The organism is Nocardia sp. NPDC052316, assembly GCF_044547795.1.
Taxonomy (GTDB): domain Bacteria; phylum Actinomycetota; class Actinomycetes; order Mycobacteriales; family Mycobacteriaceae; genus Nocardia.
The window spans coordinates 1,032,417-1,050,556 of record NZ_JBIUBB010000004.1; the positions used below are offsets into that span (position 1 = coordinate 1,032,417).

Genomic DNA, 18,140 nt, shown 5'->3' on the forward strand with positions numbered 1-18,140 from the left:
TCGCGCTATGGCTGATGCCAACGACCGAGCACCCGGTACCCGCGACCGATCAGCATGTGCGGACATTGCCGCACATCCCAACGCCGCCGAGCACCGGTGAAAGCCCCTCTGCCACAACAGTTGAGCCCGACCCGCGGCGTTACTAGGCATTCACTGGATGGACCCGGTCCGCACCGATCCGGTCGATGCGGTCCCGCCCCCAGGCGCCGAGCGGCTCCAATGCGCGGTTGAGCGCGCTACCCAACGCGGTGAGCTGGTATTCCACCCGCGGCGGCACCTCGCGATAGACCTCGCGCGATACGATCCCGTCCTCCTCCAGCTCGCGCAGCTGCTGGATCAGCATCTTCTCCGAGACGCCGGGCAGCCCCCGGCGCAGCTCGCCGAAGCGGCGGATCCCATGCGTCTCCAGCTCCCACAGGATCAGCGCCTTCCACTTGCCGCCGATCACGTCCATCGCCGCGTCGATGCCGCAGAAGTATGGCCCGGATCTCTTTTCGCCCATCGTCCGACCTCGCTACCTGTTCACACACCCATGGGTAAGTACCGGACTAAATAGTAGGTACTTGTCGCCGCGGCGGGCAAAGAGCAGCCTTGGTTCCAGCGCGCTGACCACCTGTTCACACACTTGCCAAGGAGTTGACCCCGCAATGGCGGAAACCACGAACACCCCCGTGACCGTCCTCGGACTCGGCGCGATGGGCCAGGCGCTGGCCGCAACCCTGCTGAAGGCCGGCCACCCGACCACCGTCTGGAACCGCACCCCCGGCAAGGACGCCGACCTCACCGCCGCCGGCGCCACCGGCGCCGCCTCGGTCGCCGAAGCCGTCCAGGCCGGCGGCCCGATCATCGTCGTCCTCCTCGATCACGCCTCCGTGCACGTCACCCTCGACCCGGTCGTCGACCGGTTGACCGGCAAACAGGTCATCAACCTGACCAGCACCGCCCCCGAGGAAGCCAGGGAACTCGCCACCTGGGCAGCCGCACACGGCATCGACTACCTCGACGGCGGCATCATGGCGGTCCCGCCCATGATCGGGCAGCCCGGTGCCGCCATCCTCTACAGCGGTTCTCAGGCCCTCTTCGACCAGCACCGCGCTACCCTCGAATTGTTCGCCGCCGCAGAATATTTCGGCGACGACGCCGGACTGGCCTCCACCTACGATTTCGCCCTGCTCGCCAACATGTACGCCATGTTCAGCGGCTTCATGCACGGCGCCGCCATGCTGCGCTCCGTAGGCGTCTCCGCCAGCTCCTTCGCCGAACGAGCCGTGCCATGGGTGACCGCCATGGCCCAGTCCTTCCCCGCCTACGGCGACATCATCGACAGCGGCGACTACACCACCCCCACCCAATCCCTCGCCTTCCACAAAGCCGCCCTCGACGCCATCACCCGCGCCACCCGCGACGCAGGCGTCACCGTCGACTTCATCGCCCCCATCAAAAACCTCATCGACCGCCAGATCGCCGACGGCCACGGAGCCGAGGACTTCGCCAGAACCATCGAAGAGCTCCGCTGAAGGACCGGGCTCCCATCCCACCCCCGGGAGCCCACCCTCCGCCAACACCCCGGTAAAACGCATGGTCAGCCCGCGATTTGGTCCACGCCGCCACATCCTATAATCTTGCTGAGCACCACCGGTCCGGGTGGCGGAATGGCAGACGCGCTAGCTTGAGGTGCTAGTGCCCTTTAACGGGCGTGGGGGTTCAAGTCCCCCTCCGGACACCAGTGCTAAACCCAGGGAGGCTGGCACTGACAACAGCGAGCTGTTGTCGGTGCTGGTACCGGACCTGGATGTTCAGGGCTTCGTAGAGAAGTTGTTTGTCCTCCGTAGCCCCATCAGCCAGTACGGCGCGGATGTCTCCTGCTGATTCAATCAGCTTGTTCATCTCGGTTTCGGTCAGTCGGATCGGCTTTGGGATGGCGTCGAGTTCGGCTCGTGCAGCCGCCTTCTCCGCCTGTGCTGCGTTCATCGAGGTCACGAAAGCGGCTGGGGCTACGCCTGCTTCGATGGCTGCCAGGTGGCGCTGTAACTTCGTGTCCGCGTCGGTAATTCGGCGGCGGAGCAGTGCGCGAACGGCGTCTGTGTCATCGGTCTCCTGGGTTTCCAGGAGGGTCGCGATGGTCTGGGGCCGCCGGATTCAGTACAGGCGGCTCATCTGGACAGGCCACGTCGATCTTTCGACGCCTGCCTTGATCGGAACTGTCACGGGTGGAGCGATCGCGACCCGTCACACCGAGTCCCGACCGAGAGCGGCTTTCTGTGCACCGGAATGCCAGCGGGAACCGCGATTCGCATGAGCGTTCGCTGACTGGGGGAGGTGGGGTTCTTGTAGCGGCATGGAGGGGCAACTCCTCACCCGTCCTTTCAGCCTTCGCGCGACTGCCGAAGATGCATGCTCCGATGGCACCCAGTCTCCGAAGTATGGTGCCTACGGCACCCTTGATTAACCCCTCCCTCAGCGCAGGATGGCCGGTACGAAGAAGCAGGAAGAAGAGGCCACAGACTCATTCACCCTCTGCTGGCGGCAGCGGAATGAGACGATGCGGCTCCGGGATCGAGAACGTTTGTGTCCACGTGTGTTTGCCTGATCGACTAGTGAGCTTGAGGCGGAAGCTCGACGCTGGATGCTCGCCCAGCGGACCTACATCAACTTGCCACCAGGCTTCATCGCCGTCCGTCATCGAGCCGAACTCTGCACACTTCGACGAGATAACTCCCAGTGCGCCTGGTACAAACGCGGGCCAATCCTGTGCGAACTCAACGGTGATCGAGTCCAGGTCACCGACCTCTAGCACCAGCACCAGCTCGTAGATCCGAAAGGTGGGATCACGGGTCGCGATCTCCCTGCGACCCCATTGCGGCTTTAGCTCGTCCCGGCGGCGGTCAAGGTTCACTCGCACGTTCCGCCAGGTGAACCCTGCGCTTGCGATAGCCACTGCCAGTGCTACGAGTGAGACCACAAAGGCTGCAACGGTCATGGACCAGAACGGTACTCGGCATGCCTAAACCCGCAGTGCTAGACGCGAAACTTACACGGAGTACTGTGCGATAAGACTCGGTATTCGGCGGTCAATCAGGGCCAACGAGAGCGCGGTGCTTAGTTAAGGTGTGAACGCAAAAATCCCCAATACCGTGGGTTTCGGTGAGATAGTCGATGTCCAGGGCCGGATCGAACCGGGGACCTTCTGAATTTCAGGCGAACGCGAAATGGTCATCCATTTCCAGCCATTCCGCGCCGCGGCATAACCATGGTGCGAACAATCTCATCGAAAGGGGGTCGGGTCTGGCGTGGCCGAGCTTGCGACAACTCCGCACAAGGCGGCTGAGCTGACTAGGGTTATCGCGGAGGAGACGGCGACGAACGAACGGTTGTTGATCGCACGGCTCTTGATCATACCCATCACCTTTCCTTTCTTTCTAGCGATACGCGAACGTATCAAGGAGGCGCGCGGAACGAGGTTCTGAGGTTGCCCCAGTTTCCCGGACACCGACGGTGAGGCGAGGAGATACTCGCCTCCGGAAGGAGTCCGGATGCCACCTGCACACCCACCGGAGTTCCGTCAGCGCGCGATCGAGCTCGCTCGGACCTCCGGCAGGTCGATCGGCAAGGTCGCCGCAGATTTGGGGATCTCTGAATCCTGTTTGCGTCACTGGCTGGCGATCGCCGATGCCGACGACGGCAAACGCGAGGGCCTGACCAGCGCCGAGCGAAAAGAGCTGACCGAGCTACGGCGCAGAAACCGTGCGCTGCAGTTGGAGAACGAGGTATTGCGCAAGGCCGCAGCGTATTTCGCGGCGGAGAACGTCCTCCCAGAATAGTGTTCCCGGCGGTCGCGCAGCTGGCCCACACCCGGTGTTCCGGTCACGGTGGCCTGCCGCGTGCTGGGGGTCTCGACCTCTGGATACTACGAGTGGAGAAACCGCGGCCGGTCCGCGCGAGCACGGTCGAACGCCGAGCTCACAGCGACGATCACCGATATTTACCTGGCCTCCCGCGGCACTTACGGCGCCCCAGGGGTCCACGCCGAGTTGCGGCTCGGGCTGGGCTTGCGGGTGGGCCGCAATCGTGTGGCCCGACTGATGCGTGAGGCAGGCTTGCAAGGGGTGTTCCGCCGCCGAAAGGGCTGCACTGTCAGGGATTCGGCCGCCAGCCCGCACCCCGATCTGGTCAACAGGCGGTTCGTCGTCGACGGTCCGGACAAGTTGTGGTGCATGGATGTGACCCAGCATCGCACCGGTGAGGGGTGGGTGTATTGCGCGGTCGTGCTGGACGCGTTCTCCCGCCGCATCGTGGGCTGGTCGATCGCTGATCATCTGCGCGCCGAGCTCGTCTGCGACGCACTCGACATGGCACGGTGGCGGCCCGGGCAGACGGTCGCGCATTCCGATCACGGATCTCAATACACCAGTTGGGCGTTCGGTCAGCGCATCCGTCAGGCCGGGCTGCTGGGATCGATGGGTTCGATCGGTGACTGCTTCGACAACAGTATGGTCGAAAGTTACTTCGGCACAATGCAACTGGAGCTACTCGATACTAGGGTGTGGGCTACTCGCCAGGAACTGGCCAACGCGATCTTCGAATACATCGAAGCCTTCTACAACCCCGTCAGACGGCATTCGAGGATTGCGATGCTCAGCCCAGTGGAGTACGAACGAGCTCACACCACCGCTCACGCGGCAGCGTGAACGGTCAGGAAAACTGTCCGGGCAACTGGGGCAACCTCACCCGTCGTGAACTGAGTCGAACTCTGGATAGGGTCGCCAGCCGCGCGCGACCGCTGTGCTGTCCGGGCTCCCTGTGGTGTAGCACCGTATCGACGCGCTCAGGAGGGGTTGGTGTGTGCGGTATCGAAATTTGCTGGGAGGCAGCGTAGTTGGTGGCTAGCTCGGTGACTGAGCATGATAGTCTGCCCAGCACTGTCGAGAGGGGAGAGCCGCTGTGGAAGTTCAACTTCAGGTGGGGGGTGACGACACGCACCCCGAACTCGTGTCGCTGCGAGACTGGCTCTCTCGGGAGCCGCTGCTCCGCGGCGGTGTTCACACGCGGGCACAGGCAATTTCGCCTGGCGAAATGGGGGCTCTCGACGAGGTCCTGGTCGTTGCCCTCGGCGGTGGCGGAGCGGTAACGGTGCTGGTGCGATCCGTCTCCGTGTGGCTGCAGCAACGTCGGTCCACGTTGATCGTAAAGATCACCGCATCGAACGGCACCCAGGTCGAGATCACCAGTGAGGGCCCGGCAGCCGATCAGGTCGCCACCATGCTCGGTGCGCCGCGGCCATGACATGGAGGGGATTATGCGATTGCCTGACGGTCGGCGTTCCCAGGCGGTGTTGATCGGCACGAGTGCCTACAGCGAAGCTGAGTTAACGGATTTACCTGCAGTGACCAACAATCTCCACGACCTGGCAGAGGTAGTGAAAAGCGATCGCGGTCTGGGTTTTCCATCAGCGAATTGCGAGACCCTCCTCAACCCGGACACCCTTGACTCGGTCATGACGCCGCTGCACATTGCGGCCTCTAGCGCCGAGGACCTGTTGCTGGTCTACTACGCTGGCCACGGCTTGCTGGATGAGGGCGGTCGCCTGTTTCTGAGCTTGCCTGAGACACCGAGGCCGCCCCTCTTTTGGCGTGCGCTCGATGTTGCGGGCGTTTGCCAGATCGTGGCGAAATCACGCGCGACCCATCGAGTGTTGATCCTGGACTGCTGCTTCTCTGGACGTGCTATCGAGGCCATGAGCGGCGGTGCTGCAGAACAAGCCATCCCGCAGTTGGAAGTGGGTGGAACCTATACTCTGACGTCCACGGCAGAGAACATGCCCGCGCATGCCCCGGAGGGCGCGCGTTACACGACGTTCACCGGAGCACTGCTCGATCTGTTTAAGGGGGGCGTTCCAGGCGGTCCGGAACGTCTGACCCTCGATAATATTTATGACCATCTGAGACGAGTTCTGCGTGCTCAGAGCGCGCCGGAACCGCGACGCAGATGCACCGACGATACTGGCAATCTCGGGTTCATCAAGAATCTTGCGCCTGCTCCAAGTCGTTTCGACGAGTTGTCAAAGCATGCCGCCTATCCGATGATCCGCAGCCTTGTCGGCGGATACGTCAGGCGGTGCATCCCGGATCCCCTGACTACGCAGAAGGAACGCTGGAACGTAAGCGCGCTTCCCTCCACCGCTAAAGCAAATGGAAGTCACAGGCTTCTGACAGTCAACTGTGGCCCGCAGGAGGTCCTGTACGTCTCTGAGGTAACCAGACCCAACGGGGCACGTCACATCATCGTCATCTGCAATATCGCGCCGCCCGCCAAAGGGTGGATCTCCGAATTGACCTTTGCTGAAGGCAACGTCACCGGTCGACCCTGGAAGTACCGCCGAAATGTCTGGGCATGGCAGTTCGACCTTGTCGGAAACTTGGCCGAACTGCGCGGACCCATCAGTACTACCCAGTTCGAGACCCTGGCACGTCAGTTGAACGTCGAACTGATGGAATCGAAATCACCATACGCGCGATATCACGATGCCGAGCTGGCTGCAGACCTGCTTACGGTCGGAGCCCAGGGACCCTCGGAGAAGAACCTGTTTTTCGACGCACTGCATATCGTGGTCGATCTTCGGGACGTCGAATTGGGCGATATCGCACCAACATTGCGTACGCTACAGCGGCTCACGGAGACGCCTGACGTAGCCCGCGCTGCGCAGGGTACGCTGGACCTCCGAATTGACGGATATAACGATACACCCCAAGAGCTGTTCGAAATCGAGGAGGTTCGCGCGTTCATTCATTCGCTCGACAAAGAATTCCCATTCTGGTTGTTCTTCTCAAGCACCCATACGTCTTCCCTGCAGATGATCGCAATGTGCTTCTTAACTCCTTCGTTGACTCACGAAGAGAAACGCCAGCAATTCGGGACCGACTTCGGAAAACTTCTTACAGAACGATGGATCCCCGCGTTGAATGCGATGGCCGCCTTCGCTCAACTGGACGAGGCCGAGCTTCGAGAGCGTTCGGACGAGTCGCTCGGCTATTTTGTCGGCCCGCGCATCGAACTGCACTTCTAACAGTACGGCATGAACGAGTCATCTGAGTGTCGCGCGGTCAAGTCTTGCTTCGCATGTTCAATCAGTCGTTCGGGCCGAACGGTGGCGGAGCACCGACGAGCCGCGCACTGGGACGAACCGACGTTTGATTCTTACGACCTTCGGCCGATACACCCTGCTTAAAAGGCCCTCGCACCTGAGCACAGACGCCGCCTTGGATGAACCGTGGTTCGGGGCGGCGCGCACTGTAGTTAAGAAATGCGCTCTTGGGCCGTTGGGCGGGCAACGGGCCTAGGCGGGTTGTGATCCAATGGGCCACGTTTGACCCTGCTGAGTCCATAACGATCGGTCTGGCAATCATCTTCGCAGGTCGATTCGTGTGTTTAGCGCGTGTGTCCCCCTCCGGACACGATATTTACGCACACGGGTGGTGGTGGCTGAACTTCAGTCACCACCACCCGTGTTTCGTGGTTGTGGGTCATCTTGCGGCCTGTTGTCGGTAGACCTCGAGCTCGTTGGACGGCATCGCCGATACGTCCGTGATCGCCGCGTTTGTCACCAGGTCACAGGGAGCTCGACCAGTCCGCCGGTCAGTACGTCGCGGCGGGTGCGGAGTTGTTCGATGTCGGTGGCCAGTCGCATGTTCGGGAATCTTGGAATGAGGCCGGCGAAGACGGTGTGTAGTTCGATGCGGGCCAGTGGTGCGCCGATGCAGTAGCGCCGCCCGTGGCCGAAGCTCAGGTGGGCGGGTGCTCTGCGGGTGATGTCGAGTCGGTCGGGGTCGGGGAAGGCGGTCGGGTCGTGGTTGGCTGCGCCGTTGTCGAGTAGCAGGAGGTCTCCGGTCTGGATGGTGACGCCGTGGATTTCGAAGTCGGTGCGTGCGTAGCGGGGGATGCCGCCTCCGCCTTTGCCGGGTGCTCGCAGGATTTCTTCGATTGCGGTGCGCAGCAAGCGCGGATTGTCGTGCAGGGCTTGCCATTGGCCGGGTGCGGTGAGCAGCAGTAGGGCGCCGAGGCCGATCTGCACGACGGTGGTTTCATGACCGGCGAACAGCAACGCCATCGACAACCCGGCGGCTTCGACGTCGGAAACGCCTTCGGTCGCACACAGCCGCGAGATCACGTCATCGCCTGGTTCGCGTCGTTTGCGTGCGACCAATCCCATTCCGTAACTGAACAGTTCGGCCAGGCCCTGCTCGGATCGGGTGCGGTCGGTGATGTTTCCCGCCGCCTGGGTCCAGGCGCGGAACTGGTCACGGTCCGCATAGGGCACGCCGAGGAGTTCGCAGATCACGAGGATCGGCAGTGGTTCGGCGAGCATGGCGTGCAGATCGGCGGGCGGGCCGTGCTCGGCGAGCTCATCGAGCAGTCCCACGGTGAGGGTCTCGACGCGGGGCCGCAGCTGATGGAGGTGCTTGGGTGAGAAGTGGGGTTGCAGCAGTACGCGCATGCGGGCGTGATCGGCTTGCTCGGTGGTGAACTCGCCCAGCGGGCCGCCGAACAGCGCCGATTCGCCGATCCTGGCGGCGGTGTCCGGGTGCGGGTGCGATCGTCCGAGGCGTTCGTCGGTCAACAGGTCGCGCACGAGATCGTAGCCGGTGATCAGCCACGCGTCATCACCGACCGCAGTGCGTACGCGGTGAATCACTCCCTGCGACAACAGTTCTCGTAATTGGGGTGCGACCTGGAGTAGTTGTGTCTGCTCGAACGGCAGTTGGACGGGTGCGTTCATGGCGAACCTCGGCATGCACTAGTTGATGTTTAAGTCATCTTATACAAGTCTATTTGTACATTATGCTGTGAACAACGAAGGAGGTGTTGATGGCCGAGCGGGCGAAGACCGAGCGGATGCCGCGTGCGCAGCGGCGTGAGCAGATCATGGCCGCGGCCACGCGGGCGTTCGCGCGTGGCGGTTTCGCGGCGACCGGGCTGGATGCGGTGGCTGCCGAGGCGGGGGTCACCCATGTGATCCTGTATCGCCACTTCGCCTCGAAAGCCGATCTCTACCAAGCGGTTCTGGACCGCACCCATGCCCGCCTCGCCGAACACGTCGGCACCGGCGACTTCGACGACGGGAGCATTCCCGCGCTATTGCGTGCCGCCGCTGCCGATCCCGATGGCTTCCGGCTGCTGTTTCGGCACGCGGCCCGGGAACCTGAGTTCCGTGAGCAGATCGACACCCTGCGCGCGAGGTCGATCGAGATCGCCGAACATCAACTCGCCGAACAGATCCCCGACATCGACCCGTCTTGGCGCAACTGGGCGGCGCGCCTGCTGCCGACTGTGACTCTCGAAGCGGTCATCGCCTGGCTCGACGCGGGCCGCCCCGATCCCGACCGGGCCGCCGAACGCATCCAGCGGGCCGTCGATGGCGTGATCCAAGCGGCCCGCGAGCACTGAGGCCCTCGGCGGACAAAGCATGCCGAGGTTCAGCGAGGCCGCGTCTGGGTGACACGCCACAACCGGCGTGGCAGCTCGCCTTCCTCGAAGGAGTGGACCTCGTTCAATGTCCAGCCGTCGGCGAGGTCGCCGACCAGCGTGCGGTCGAAGAAGTGGACGGCGAAGCCGCCATGTTCGTAGATGTCGTCGCCGTGGGCGGTGCCTGCGCGATAGTGGGCGTCGCCGGTGTGGCGGACGGTGTAGACGAAGCTGCCACCCGGTCGCAGAACCCGGCGGATCTCCTGGACGAGGGCGTGTATTTCCTTGGTGGACAAGGCCATGCACAGCAGCATGTGCGCGAAGACACTATCCATGGATGCATCGGGCAACGGCAGCCGGTCGCGAACGTCGTGCACGATCGTGGTGACGTGTGAGGTGAGGTCTTCTTCGCGGGCGCGCTCGTCGAGTTGATGCAACCCGACCGAACTGGCGTCGGTCGCGGTGACGTGGAAACCTTCGCGGGCGAAGTAGAGGGAGTCTCGGCCGTGACCGGCACCGAGTTCGAGCACATTGCGCGCGCCCGCAGCCTGAAGCAGCCCGGCCGTATATACGGCCGGAGCCGAGGGTTCGTCGCCGTACATGCCGGGGTGAGCGCGGTAGGTAGATTCCCAGTGTTGGCCTTGAGCCTGGGCTAGTCCCCGCAGTTTGTTCACCATGTGTGCGCTCCGATTGTCGTCTGTGACCAGCGATAAAACGATAACCACATCCGATGCCGGTCCGGCCGAGCGCGGGGGTGTCGGCCGACCGGGGTTGGGTATTCGGTGCCGAGGGCTCAGGTGAGGTCCGCGAGGGGGTCGTCGGTGTCTTCGATGGGGATCATGCCGTCGGTGATACGCGGCGGGTGCGCTCGTCGGGGTCGAGGCCGTGGTGAGTGGTGGTGATGGCTTGGGTGACAAGGCTTTCCACGCCTCCGAGGTTGGGGGCGAGGGAGAAGATGCGTAGCCGGTCGACTGCGGCGGCCGTTGGTCGGCGGTGGCGTCCAGGACGATGCTGAGGATGCCGCCACCGCCACGCATCTGGGTGTCGACGATGCGTTTGGCCTCCCCGGTGGCCAGACCGGGATAGTTCACACGGGTGATGCGCGGATGGGGCGCCAGATGGGCGGCGATCGCGGCGGCGGAGTCGTTTTGGGCCTGCACTCGTACGGTTAGCGAGCGGATGGAGTGGCCGAGTGGATGGCCGGGTCGGCGTGATGGAGCGGGTTCTGGTCGGCGGCGTAGGTGTTGTCGACCATGGCGCCGACCGGTTCTCAAGGCAGCTGTGCCATCACCCGAGGGTCGGTCGGTGCGGATGGCTCCGGGCGTGGGCTGCTTCGCGATCGGAAACGCGGCGCGAACATGCCCGAGCTACGGGTGTGCTGAGTCTTGCTGACTGCCAGCGAATTTCGGGTCACTGCGCGGAACTTCCGCGGTGGTACGAGCCTGCGGTGGGGCGGACAGCAGGTCGCGCAAGGTCAGGTGTACCTCGTGCAGGAAGTTGCTGACCTGCTGCAGTTGCTCGACCGAATAGCGGTTCATCACGTCGACAAGACGGGCCGACAGTGGGTCGAAGAACTCGTGTGCGACGGCCAACGCCTGTCCGCCGGTGTGCAGCAGAACCTTTCGGCCGTCGCGCCCTTCCCGGCTGCGACGGACATAGCCGCCGCTCTCCAGTCGGTTGAGCAGGTTGGAGGTCGCGCCAGGGGATAGGTGGATTCGCCGGCCGAGGGCGGCGGGGGTCAGCGGTTGCCCGAGCAGTTCTTGATTGGCGATCTCGGCGAGCGCGTTCGCGTCGGTGGAGTGCAGCGACAGCCAGGTGGCGAAGGCGCGGCGCAGGTCCTCGTAGTCCACCGCATGCCGGCGCAGGCTGTCGATCAACTGCTGCTGCAACTGCTCGCGGTCTTCGGTCACCGCCGTCTCCTTCGCTTCGCGCACAGCATGAGGCGACCATTTGCTTTCATCGTGAAACGACCTTAGCATCGGCCAAGGTTGTTTCACGGTGAAACATTCTGATGCGCGTGCGGTGGTGTCGACCGATAGAAGAGGTGTGTGAGCCATGACCGTCCTCGAGAATCGCGCGGCCGCTCGGCGCTGGCTGGGGTTGGTGGCCATCGCGCTGGGCGTGGCGCTGATCGTGGTGGATACCACGATCGTGAACGTCGTACTTCCGTCGATCATCGAAGATCTCGGCGTGACCTCGCTGCAGGGGCAGTGGGTGCAGGAGTCCTACGCGGTCTTGTTCGCAGCACTGTTGTTGGTGGCCGGCCGGGTTGCCGACTCGGTCGGGGCGCGCAGGGTCTTCCTGATCGGCGTGGTGTGTTTCGGTTTGACCAGTCTGCTGGCCGGGTTGGCCGGTAGCGGCGCGGTGCTGGTCCTGGCTCGGTTCCTACAGGGGGCGTCGGCGGCGTTGATCCTGCCGACCTCGCTGTCATTGTTGAATCAGACCTTCACCGGTAAGAGCCGCAATCAGGCGTTCACGGTATGGGGCTCCACCATCGGTATCGGTACCGCGGTCGGGCCGCTGCTGGGGAGTTGGCTGGCCGAGCACGCGTCGTGGCGATGGGCGTTCGGGATCAATATCCCGCTGACCGTGCTGGTGTGCGTGGGAGTGCTGTTGTTCCTGGCGCCGTCGAAACGGCAGGTTGCCCGGGTGGACGGCGTCGGCGTGGCACTGTCGGTGGTCGGCTTGGGACTGGCGGCCTTCGGCCTGGTGGAGGGGCGCACGTACGGCTGGGGTGCCAGCATCGCGCCGTTGCGGGTGGCGGGGTGGAGCTGGGGGAGTGGTCCGTCACCGGCGTTGTCGGCGTTGATCGCGGCCGGTATTGTCTTGGGCGCGTTCGTCTTACGGCAGATGCGACAGGCGTCGAGTGATCACCCGGAGCAGGCCCTGGTCGACGTGCGGTTGTTCTCGGTGGCGTCGTTCCGCAATGGCAACCTCGCCAGTGCCGTCATCGCGCTGGGGGAGTTCGGGCTGGTCGCCGTGTTGCCGCTGTGGCTGCAGTTCGCTCTCGGGTACAGCCCGGTCCAGACCGGTCTGACCGTATTGGCCATCGCGGGCGGCGGATTCCTCGCCAGCGGTGCCAGTTATCCGCTCACTGCGCGCCTTTCGCCGTTGGCGATGCTACGCATCGGCCTGGTTCTGGAGGGCCTCGGCCTGGCTGCACTGGCGGTGGCCGCCGCCACCGAGACGCCGTGGTGGCAGATCATCGTGCCACTCATCGGGTACGGCGTCGGCGTCGGTTTCGCGACGGCTCAGGTGACCAATGTCGTGCTGGCGCAGGTGCCCGCCGAGCGCGCCGGGCAGGGGGCTGGGGTGCAGAGCGCATTCCGGCAACTGGGGTCGGCGCTGGGTATCGCCGTCCTGACCTCTGTCTTCTTCACGACACTCGATTCCGGCCTGCGCGAACGACTCTCCGAATCGGAGCTGCCTGCCGATGCCGTCGGCCGATTCGCTCGCGCGGTGACCGACAGTGCCGGAGCCACGATCGGCCCGCTGGGCGCGAACCCGCAGACCGCCGTTGTCGCCGACGCTGCCAGGGCTGCGATGACCGACGCGGTCACGATCAGCGGCTACCTGGCCGCCGGTTTCGTGCTGCTCGGCGTCGTGGCGACGCTGCTGATTCCGTCCGGCCGTGCGGCCGAGACCGCGGACACGGAGACAGAACGAGCCAGGCGCGCCGTGAAAACTACTGCGGGACAACCTGATTAACTCTCGATCAACCATCTGTTCGTTCCTCGAAAGGTTTTCTATGCAATTGGGTCAGCCGAGCCGGACCGCGCTGAGCGCAGCACGTGGTCGTGCCCTGCACCAGAGTTCGGATGAGCCGAGGGTGTTCACCGACGCCCTCGCGGTCCCCCTCGCCGAAGCGGCGGAAAACGCTCTGGGCAACGGGTACGACGGCAACGACATCCCCGACGAGGCGAGGTTGTTCCTCGCCATGCGGCACCGCTTCGCCGAAGACGCGCTGGCGAGCCGGGCGAGTGAGATCGAACAAGTGGTCGTCCTCGGCGCAGGACTGGACACCTTCGGATTACGGAATCCATACCCGCACATCGTGGTCTACGAAGTCGACCACCCCGACACCCAAACATGGAAACGGCAACGCGTTGTCGACGCCGGTATCGTCGCGGGACCCTCGCTACGCTTCGTCGCGGTCGACTTCGAGACCGACGCACTGGCAAACCAGCTGCGAGACAGCGGGTTCGACGACACCGTGCCGACCTTCTTCATCTGGCTGGGCGTCGTGCAATACCTCACAGCGAATGCTATCGACACCACCCTGCGGTTCATCGCAGATCTCCGCGCTCCCGCCCAGCTCGTGCTCGACTACAGCGAACCGCCGTCGGCGCTGCCGCCACAGCGGCGCGCGCTGGTGGAGATGCTGTCCGAAATCATGACTGGTATCGGGGAGCCGTGGCTCTCTCTGTTCACCGGCGATGAAATCGACGACAAGTTAACCGATTTCGGCTTCGGCGAGATCGAAGACCTCGATTGGCAGCAGATGATCGATCGATTCGCTCCGGGAAACACGGCTGTAGACCAGGTCGGTGGTCACGTGTTGCGCGCCGCGCATCGGGGGCGCACGTTCGACGCCGTGGAGTGAGGCGACCGCAACCGGACTTCATCGGCGGGACTTCCTGCGCTGCCTGGTGGCGCCCCTGAGATGGTCCGGGCGAGCACGGTCTCGGCGACGTGCTCGGCGATGCGGGTTCGAGCCGAAAGCCTCTGCAAGGCAAATGCTGCAAATGACATTCTATCGTGACCACGTTTCGCGGCGGCCGCCACGAATCACCAGACCAGGCACCCACCCTGCGCCGTGCGATGGCGGCGAACCAGGGAAGTTCCTGTGGCGATGCCGGTGGTTGCCGGTGCGCCGGTGGCGGCCATGATGGGGTGATGACGCGAAACGATGACGAGTCTGCGGCGGGGGATGGCGGGGCACGCGAGATTCGGGTGCTCGCTTTCAATACCTGGCACAGCGGTAGCAAGGTCGCGCGTGGCACCCAGCTGATCGCCGATCTCATCATCGAGACCCGGGCTTCGATCGCGCTGCTGTCGGAGGCGACCAGCGCCACCACGGATGTCGCGGCCGAATTGGCGCGGCGTGGGTACGACTTCAATGCGGTCAGCTCGCATGACACGGGCATTTTGACGGTGTTTCCGATCGAGGACAGCGCCGACCTGCAGTGGATGGTCAAGGCGCGGTTGAACATTGACGGCAGACGGCTCACCGCCTACTCGTCGCATCTGGAGTTTCGCTGGTACGCCGCCAATCTGCCTCGCGGCTACGGTCCCGGGGTTCCGGCGCCGGATGAGTTCGCCGAGTACAACTTCGACAAGATGCCGGGCGGCCCGGTAACGGACCCGGCCGTGATCCAGCGCGTGAACGCAGCCTCCGGCCGGCCCGACGTCATCAGCGCGTTTCTCGCGGACGCGAAAACCGAACTCGGGCAAGGGGCTTCGGTCATCATGGGTGGCGACCTGAACGAGCCGTCCGTGCTGGATTGGACGACTGCCACCGCGCCCATGTTCGACCACAACGGTGTCGTACTGCCGTGGGAGTCCACTCGGCGTCTGCACCAAGCGGGTTTCATCGATGCCTACCGATCGATGTACCCCGACCCGGCCACCCACCCCGGACTCACCTGGCCGTCGGACAACGCCGAGGTGGACGTCGCCGAACTCGCCTGGGCGCCGGAGGCCGACGAACGCGACCGCGTAGACTTCGTCTTCGCCAACGGGGCCGCGCTGACGCTGACCTCCGTCGGCCTGGTCGGTCCGCGCGGGTCCATCGTGCGTGGTACCCGGCAGCCGGAAAAGACTCAGGACAACTTCGCCGCGTCGCCACCGCGGTGGTGCAGCGACCACAAAGGCATACTCGCGGTTTACGAGCTCGCCGACTAGGCCGTGGCCGGTAGGACCGCGCCTTCGCGCTCTGCGGCTTTGTCGACTGTGAAGTCGCGGACCAGCAGGAAGAATGGGATCGCGGTGGCGATGCCCACCGAGAACGTCAGCACGAACGAGGCGGCCCACCAGCGCAGGATGCCGAGCCGCCGCGCCTCCGCGAACGCCCACGCGTGGAAGCCGAGCACCACGAAGCCGAGGTCCACCATCGCGAACCGGCCTGGCACCGTCTTGTAGATGTCGCCGACGAAGAAGTCGAGGACGGACTTCGGCCCATTGCGCTGCACATAGGGCACCGCTATCGAATTCTGCGTGATGAACGCGGCGATGAGCGTCGCGATGAGGGTGGGGCGTCGCCAGGACTGGCCCGTGGTGCGGTCGGACATGGAGCAATCTCCTTCGCCGGTGAACCGATCGGTCCATACGGACCGTAGTAGACCGGTCGGTCTCGGGCAACCCTGAGTTCTGACGATGCGCGGAATCAGCGGGCGATTTCTAGTCGGGAGTCGGTGACGGTACGACGCGGAATCGCAGATTCCGATATTTGTCCAGACCATAGTTTTTGCGTAAGAGTCGATCGCATTTCCATCGACATTGCCATTAGTCTGTTTCTGTATTGGTTGTCGATCTGAGGGTGTTGTGATGCGTGGGTATAAATGGCTGGACAAGGAGATGGCGAAGCTGGATCCGCACACCGAGTACCATGAAATTGTCCGGCTTTTCGGAGAGTATCGACTCGGTGAAATGTTTTTGAACATCGGTTATGCGTTGAACTTCATGGACGTGACGATGCCGCCGCACGGCGGGGACGCGCTGGCATTCGGGCGGAAGTCGATCGATCGGCCACAGCGGCGGTTCGAGGACAGCATGTATTTCTTCTGGACCTGGTACCTCTATCCGCCGGGCAGCGAGGAGGTGCGCGAGTCCGTGCGCCGGTTGAACCGGATCCATGCCGGCGTCGCGAGGCGTCTACCAGGCGCTTTCGCGCACAATGACGACTACGTGCAGGGGATGTGCCTGCTTGCGGTCGTGCCGCACCGGTTGCAGCGGTATGTCGGCCTGCCCGGCTTCGACGAGCGGCTGCAAATCGCCTTTCACCTCTGGGCCCGCGATATCTGTGCGCAGCTCACATCCGAGGGCGACGTTCCGGTGGTGGACTTTCCGGCGGATTTCGAATCGCTCGCCGATTTCGCGGATGACTACGATGCCCGCGACTGGGAACGCACGGATAACGGTCACCGGGTGAGCGAGGCGTTCATTCAGCAATTCTGCGACCGCTGGTTTCCCGGCCGCTGGCAGCCGATCGGCCGGACCATCATGCTGAGCGTTGTTCCGGTCAATGTCCGGCGCGTGATGCAATTGGACGAACCGCATCCGCTCGGCGAACTCGCGGTCAAAATAGGCCTGCGATCCTATTTCTTCGTCCAGCGGCTGCTGCCGGATCCGCGCACGCCGATTCAGCGGCGGCGAATCGGCCGAAAGGACAGCCCGACCTTGCGCAAACTCAAGACCACCGGCGGGCTGTCCATCAGCCGTGCTAACCGAACGCCACCGGCAGCTGATAAGGACCGCGAAATGTCGGCATGATCGAGCGTTTGACCTTGCCCTCGACCGCGAGTCGAGGGCAAGGGACCCGCTCGAGGAAGGCCTGCACCGAGATGTCGTGCGCGAGTTTGCCGAGTTGAGCGCCGAGGCAGTAGTGGATACCGCGGCCGAAGGTGAGATGGGTGACGTCCTCGCGGTCCAGGTCGAGCCGGTCGGGATCGATGAACCGGTCCGGATCCCGGTGTGCGGCACCGATCCAGATGAAGATCTCAGCGCCGGCGGCCAATTCGTGCCCGCCGAGTTCCATCGGCTCGATGACGCGGCGCTTGGTCAGCTGGATCGAGGCATCGAAACGCATCAGTTCCGGCGAGAACGCGGGCACCAGTTCGGGTTCGGCGCGCAGCCGCTCGTACAGCTCGGGTGCCCGCAGCAGATGCATGATCGTGTTGCCGATCTGATGCGCGGTGCTGATCTGGCCCGCGGTGAGCAGAAACGCCAGATTCGCGTGCAGTTCCCGTTCGTCGCTGAACTCGCCGGTGGTGTAGGCGTCGGCGAGGATCTGCATCATGTCGTCGTAGCCCGCGCCGTCGCGGCGCTCCTCGATCTGGCCGCGGAAGAACTCCAGGTAGTCGTGCACCCCGCGCAGCAGTTTCGGCTGGATCTCCTGGGCGACCGGTCCGTCGTCGATGAGCATGCCGAGGCTGAACATCCACGGCAGGTAGTTCAGCTTCTTCGGAATCCCGAGCACTCCGCCGAGACTCGTTGCGGGCATGGCGAATCCGAAGTCCCCCATCGCGTCCATCTGACCGCTGCCACCGACGAGCGCGCGGTCGAGCAACCGATCCGCGGTCTTCATGATCTCTTCGCGCATCCGCTCGACCGGCTTCGGCAGGAACGGCCGGTTGAACAGCTTGCGAATCCGGGTGTGGCCGGGCAGCTCGGACACCACGACCTGCTTGTTGAGCGAGGTCATGGCGTCGACGTTCGCCGGCTCGCTGTCCTCGGGCAGCCTGCTCGGATCCCAATTCGGCCGCTTCGCCGTCAGTCTCGGGTCCATCAACGCGGTCATCGCGGGCTCGTAACCGGTGATCATCCAACCGCCGGCCTCGCCCATCCGCTCGTCCCAGTACACCGGGTCGACCTCGCGTATCCGCTGGAACAGCGGGTACGGGTCGTCCAGGTACTCCTCGTTGTAGATCTCGTGCATGGTCAGCTCGGCCATGGCTGTCTCC

The 18,140-nt window shown here is 63.9% G+C and carries 19 protein-coding genes, 1 tRNA gene and 1 pseudogene; 11 read left to right on the plus strand and 10 right to left on the minus strand.

Going from position 1 to position 18,140, the window contains the following annotated elements; all coding sequences use genetic code 11:
- Nucleotides 1-142: 142 nt before the first annotated feature.
- Nucleotides 143-502, minus strand: coding sequence for a winged helix-turn-helix transcriptional regulator (locus tag ACIHA7_RS23175; protein WP_397292997.1), 360 nt, complete (start codon nt 500-502; stop codon nt 143-145).
- A gap of 145 nt (nt 503-647) precedes the next feature.
- Between ACIHA7_RS23175 and ACIHA7_RS23180 the strand changes: the two genes are divergently transcribed.
- Nucleotides 648-1,517, plus strand: a complete 870-nt coding sequence (locus ACIHA7_RS23180; protein ID WP_397292998.1) for an NAD(P)-dependent oxidoreductase — start codon at nt 648-650, stop codon at nt 1,515-1,517.
- A 121-nt stretch (nt 1,518-1,638) separates the two neighbouring features.
- A tRNA-Leu gene (locus tag ACIHA7_RS23185) sits at nt 1,639-1,726 on the plus strand.
- Here ACIHA7_RS23185 and ACIHA7_RS23190 read toward each other — a convergent pair.
- Nucleotides 1,705-1,971, minus strand: coding sequence for a hypothetical protein (locus tag ACIHA7_RS23190; RefSeq protein ID WP_397292999.1), 267 nt, complete (start codon nt 1,969-1,971; stop codon nt 1,705-1,707). The genes ACIHA7_RS23185 and ACIHA7_RS23190 overlap by 22 nt on opposite strands.
- 535 nt (nt 1,972-2,506) lie before the next feature.
- On the minus strand, nt 2,507-2,980 hold the full coding sequence (locus ACIHA7_RS23195; RefSeq protein WP_397293000.1) for a hypothetical protein: 474 nt from the start codon (nt 2,978-2,980) through the stop codon (nt 2,507-2,509).
- Nucleotides 2,981-3,533: 553 nt separating this feature from the next.
- Between ACIHA7_RS23195 and ACIHA7_RS23200 the strand changes: the two genes are divergently transcribed.
- The 4 genes from ACIHA7_RS23200 (at nt 3,534) to ACIHA7_RS23215 (ending at nt 7,063) form a co-directional block, all read left to right on the plus strand.
- On the plus strand, nt 3,534-3,821 hold the full coding sequence (locus ACIHA7_RS23200; protein ID WP_397293002.1) for a transposase: 288 nt from the start codon (nt 3,534-3,536) through the stop codon (nt 3,819-3,821).
- A 48-nt stretch (nt 3,822-3,869) separates the two neighbouring features.
- Nucleotides 3,870-4,688, plus strand: coding sequence for an IS3 family transposase (locus tag ACIHA7_RS23205; RefSeq protein ID WP_397293003.1), 819 nt, complete (start codon nt 3,870-3,872; stop codon nt 4,686-4,688).
- Nucleotides 4,689-4,959: 271 nt separating this feature from the next.
- Nucleotides 4,960-5,283, plus strand: a complete 324-nt coding sequence (locus tag ACIHA7_RS23210) for a hypothetical protein (protein ID WP_397293137.1) — start codon at nt 4,960-4,962, stop codon at nt 5,281-5,283.
- A 13-nt stretch (nt 5,284-5,296) separates the two neighbouring features.
- On the plus strand, nt 5,297-7,063 hold the full coding sequence (locus ACIHA7_RS23215; protein WP_397293004.1) for a caspase domain-containing protein: 1,767 nt from the start codon (nt 5,297-5,299) through the stop codon (nt 7,061-7,063).
- Between the two features lie 534 nt (nt 7,064-7,597).
- On the opposite strand, the gene ACIHA7_RS23220 is transcribed toward ACIHA7_RS23215, so the two are convergent.
- Complete coding sequence (locus ACIHA7_RS23220; RefSeq protein WP_397293005.1) at nt 7,598-8,773, minus strand: cytochrome P450; 1,176 nt, start codon at nt 8,771-8,773, stop codon at nt 7,598-7,600.
- A gap of 89 nt (nt 8,774-8,862) precedes the next feature.
- On the opposite strand from ACIHA7_RS23220, the gene ACIHA7_RS23225 reads away from it, so the two are divergent.
- On the plus strand, nt 8,863-9,441 hold the full coding sequence (locus ACIHA7_RS23225) for a TetR/AcrR family transcriptional regulator (RefSeq protein ID WP_397293006.1): 579 nt from the start codon (nt 8,863-8,865) through the stop codon (nt 9,439-9,441).
- Nucleotides 9,442-9,470: 29 nt separating this feature from the next.
- Here ACIHA7_RS23225 and ACIHA7_RS23230 read toward each other — a convergent pair whose 3' ends face one another.
- From ACIHA7_RS23230 to ACIHA7_RS23245, 4 genes and pseudogenes are all read right to left on the minus strand, one after another.
- Nucleotides 9,471-10,136 (minus strand): class I SAM-dependent methyltransferase, encoded by a 666-nt coding sequence (locus ACIHA7_RS23230; RefSeq protein ID WP_397293139.1) that lies wholly within the window; start codon nt 10,134-10,136, stop codon nt 9,471-9,473.
- A gap of 160 nt (nt 10,137-10,296) precedes the next feature.
- Complete coding sequence (locus ACIHA7_RS23235) at nt 10,297-10,386, minus strand: hypothetical protein (protein WP_397293140.1); 90 nt, start codon at nt 10,384-10,386, stop codon at nt 10,297-10,299.
- A 122-nt stretch (nt 10,387-10,508) separates the two neighbouring features.
- Nucleotides 10,509-10,619, minus strand: a pseudogene (locus ACIHA7_RS23240) (hypothetical protein); the annotation flags it as partial.
- A gap of 207 nt (nt 10,620-10,826) precedes the next feature.
- Nucleotides 10,827-11,369: a MarR family winged helix-turn-helix transcriptional regulator gene (locus tag ACIHA7_RS23245; RefSeq protein WP_397293007.1), complete on the minus strand. Its 543-nt coding sequence runs from the start codon at nt 11,367-11,369 to the stop codon at nt 10,827-10,829.
- Between the two features lie 145 nt (nt 11,370-11,514).
- On the opposite strand from ACIHA7_RS23245, the gene ACIHA7_RS23250 reads away from it, so the two are divergent.
- The 3 genes from ACIHA7_RS23250 to ACIHA7_RS23260 all read left to right on the plus strand — a co-directional run bounded on the left by ACIHA7_RS23250 (nt 11,515) and on the right by ACIHA7_RS23260 (nt 15,363).
- Nucleotides 11,515-13,167 carry a DHA2 family efflux MFS transporter permease subunit gene (locus tag ACIHA7_RS23250; RefSeq protein ID WP_397293008.1) on the plus strand — a complete coding sequence of 551 codons (1,653 nt, stop codon included), beginning with the start codon at nt 11,515-11,517 and terminating at the stop codon, nt 13,165-13,167.
- Nucleotides 13,168-13,207: 40 nt separating this feature from the next.
- On the plus strand, nt 13,208-14,062 hold the full coding sequence (locus tag ACIHA7_RS23255) for a class I SAM-dependent methyltransferase (RefSeq protein WP_397293009.1): 855 nt from the start codon (nt 13,208-13,210) through the stop codon (nt 14,060-14,062).
- Between the two features lie 293 nt (nt 14,063-14,355).
- Nucleotides 14,356-15,363, plus strand: a complete 1,008-nt coding sequence (locus ACIHA7_RS23260; RefSeq protein ID WP_397293010.1) for an endonuclease/exonuclease/phosphatase family protein — start codon at nt 14,356-14,358, stop codon at nt 15,361-15,363.
- Here the strand turns inward: ACIHA7_RS23260 and ACIHA7_RS23265 are convergent.
- Nucleotides 15,360-15,749: a DUF2834 domain-containing protein gene (locus tag ACIHA7_RS23265; RefSeq protein WP_397293011.1), complete on the minus strand. Its 390-nt coding sequence runs from the start codon at nt 15,747-15,749 to the stop codon at nt 15,360-15,362. The genes ACIHA7_RS23260 and ACIHA7_RS23265 overlap by 4 nt on opposite strands.
- Nucleotides 15,750-16,005: 256 nt before the next feature.
- Here ACIHA7_RS23265 and ACIHA7_RS23270 point away from each other — a divergent pair, with 256 nt between their 5' ends.
- On the plus strand, nt 16,006-16,950 hold the full coding sequence (locus ACIHA7_RS23270) for an oxygenase MpaB family protein (RefSeq protein WP_397293012.1): 945 nt from the start codon (nt 16,006-16,008) through the stop codon (nt 16,948-16,950).
- Here the strand turns inward: ACIHA7_RS23270 and ACIHA7_RS23275 are convergent.
- Nucleotides 16,901-18,130, minus strand: coding sequence for a cytochrome P450 (locus ACIHA7_RS23275; RefSeq protein WP_397293013.1), 1,230 nt, complete (start codon nt 18,128-18,130; stop codon nt 16,901-16,903). The two genes, ACIHA7_RS23270 and ACIHA7_RS23275, sit on opposite strands and share 50 nt — an antisense overlap.
- Between the last annotated feature and the right edge of the window lie 10 nt (nt 18,131-18,140).

What these genes read in the sequence shown, in the direction of transcription:
- ACIHA7_RS23175 (WP_397292997.1), bottom strand. Translation starts at nt 502, where the DNA reads ATGGGCGAAAAGAGATCCGGGCCATACTTCTGCGGCATCGACGCGGCG.
- ACIHA7_RS23180 (WP_397292998.1), top strand. Translation starts at nt 648, where the DNA reads ATGGCGGAAACCACGAACACCCCCGTGACCGTCCTCGGACTCGGCGCG.
- ACIHA7_RS23190 (WP_397292999.1), bottom strand. Translation starts at nt 1,971, where the DNA reads ATGAACGCAGCACAGGCGGAGAAGGCGGCTGCACGAGCCGAACTCGAC.
- ACIHA7_RS23195 (WP_397293000.1), bottom strand. Translation starts at nt 2,980, where the DNA reads ATGACCGTTGCAGCCTTTGTGGTCTCACTCGTAGCACTGGCAGTGGCT.
- ACIHA7_RS23200 (WP_397293002.1), top strand. Translation starts at nt 3,534, where the DNA reads ATGCCACCTGCACACCCACCGGAGTTCCGTCAGCGCGCGATCGAGCTC.
- ACIHA7_RS23215 (WP_397293004.1), top strand. Translation starts at nt 5,297, where the DNA reads ATGCGATTGCCTGACGGTCGGCGTTCCCAGGCGGTGTTGATCGGCACG.
- ACIHA7_RS23220 (WP_397293005.1), bottom strand. Translation starts at nt 8,773, where the DNA reads ATGAACGCACCCGTCCAACTGCCGTTCGAGCAGACACAACTACTCCAG.
- ACIHA7_RS23225 (WP_397293006.1), top strand. Translation starts at nt 8,863, where the DNA reads ATGGCCGAGCGGGCGAAGACCGAGCGGATGCCGCGTGCGCAGCGGCGT.
- ACIHA7_RS23230 (WP_397293139.1), bottom strand. Translation starts at nt 10,136, where the DNA reads ATGGTGAACAAACTGCGGGGACTAGCCCAGGCTCAAGGCCAACACTGG.
- ACIHA7_RS23250 (WP_397293008.1), top strand. Translation starts at nt 11,515, where the DNA reads ATGACCGTCCTCGAGAATCGCGCGGCCGCTCGGCGCTGGCTGGGGTTG.
- ACIHA7_RS23255 (WP_397293009.1), top strand. Translation starts at nt 13,208, where the DNA reads ATGCAATTGGGTCAGCCGAGCCGGACCGCGCTGAGCGCAGCACGTGGT.
- ACIHA7_RS23260 (WP_397293010.1), top strand. Translation starts at nt 14,356, where the DNA reads ATGACGCGAAACGATGACGAGTCTGCGGCGGGGGATGGCGGGGCACGC.
- ACIHA7_RS23265 (WP_397293011.1), bottom strand. Translation starts at nt 15,749, where the DNA reads ATGTCCGACCGCACCACGGGCCAGTCCTGGCGACGCCCCACCCTCATC.
- ACIHA7_RS23270 (WP_397293012.1), top strand. Translation starts at nt 16,006, where the DNA reads ATGCGTGGGTATAAATGGCTGGACAAGGAGATGGCGAAGCTGGATCCG.
- ACIHA7_RS23275 (WP_397293013.1), bottom strand. Translation starts at nt 18,130, where the DNA reads ATGGCCGAGCTGACCATGCACGAGATCTACAACGAGGAGTACCTGGAC.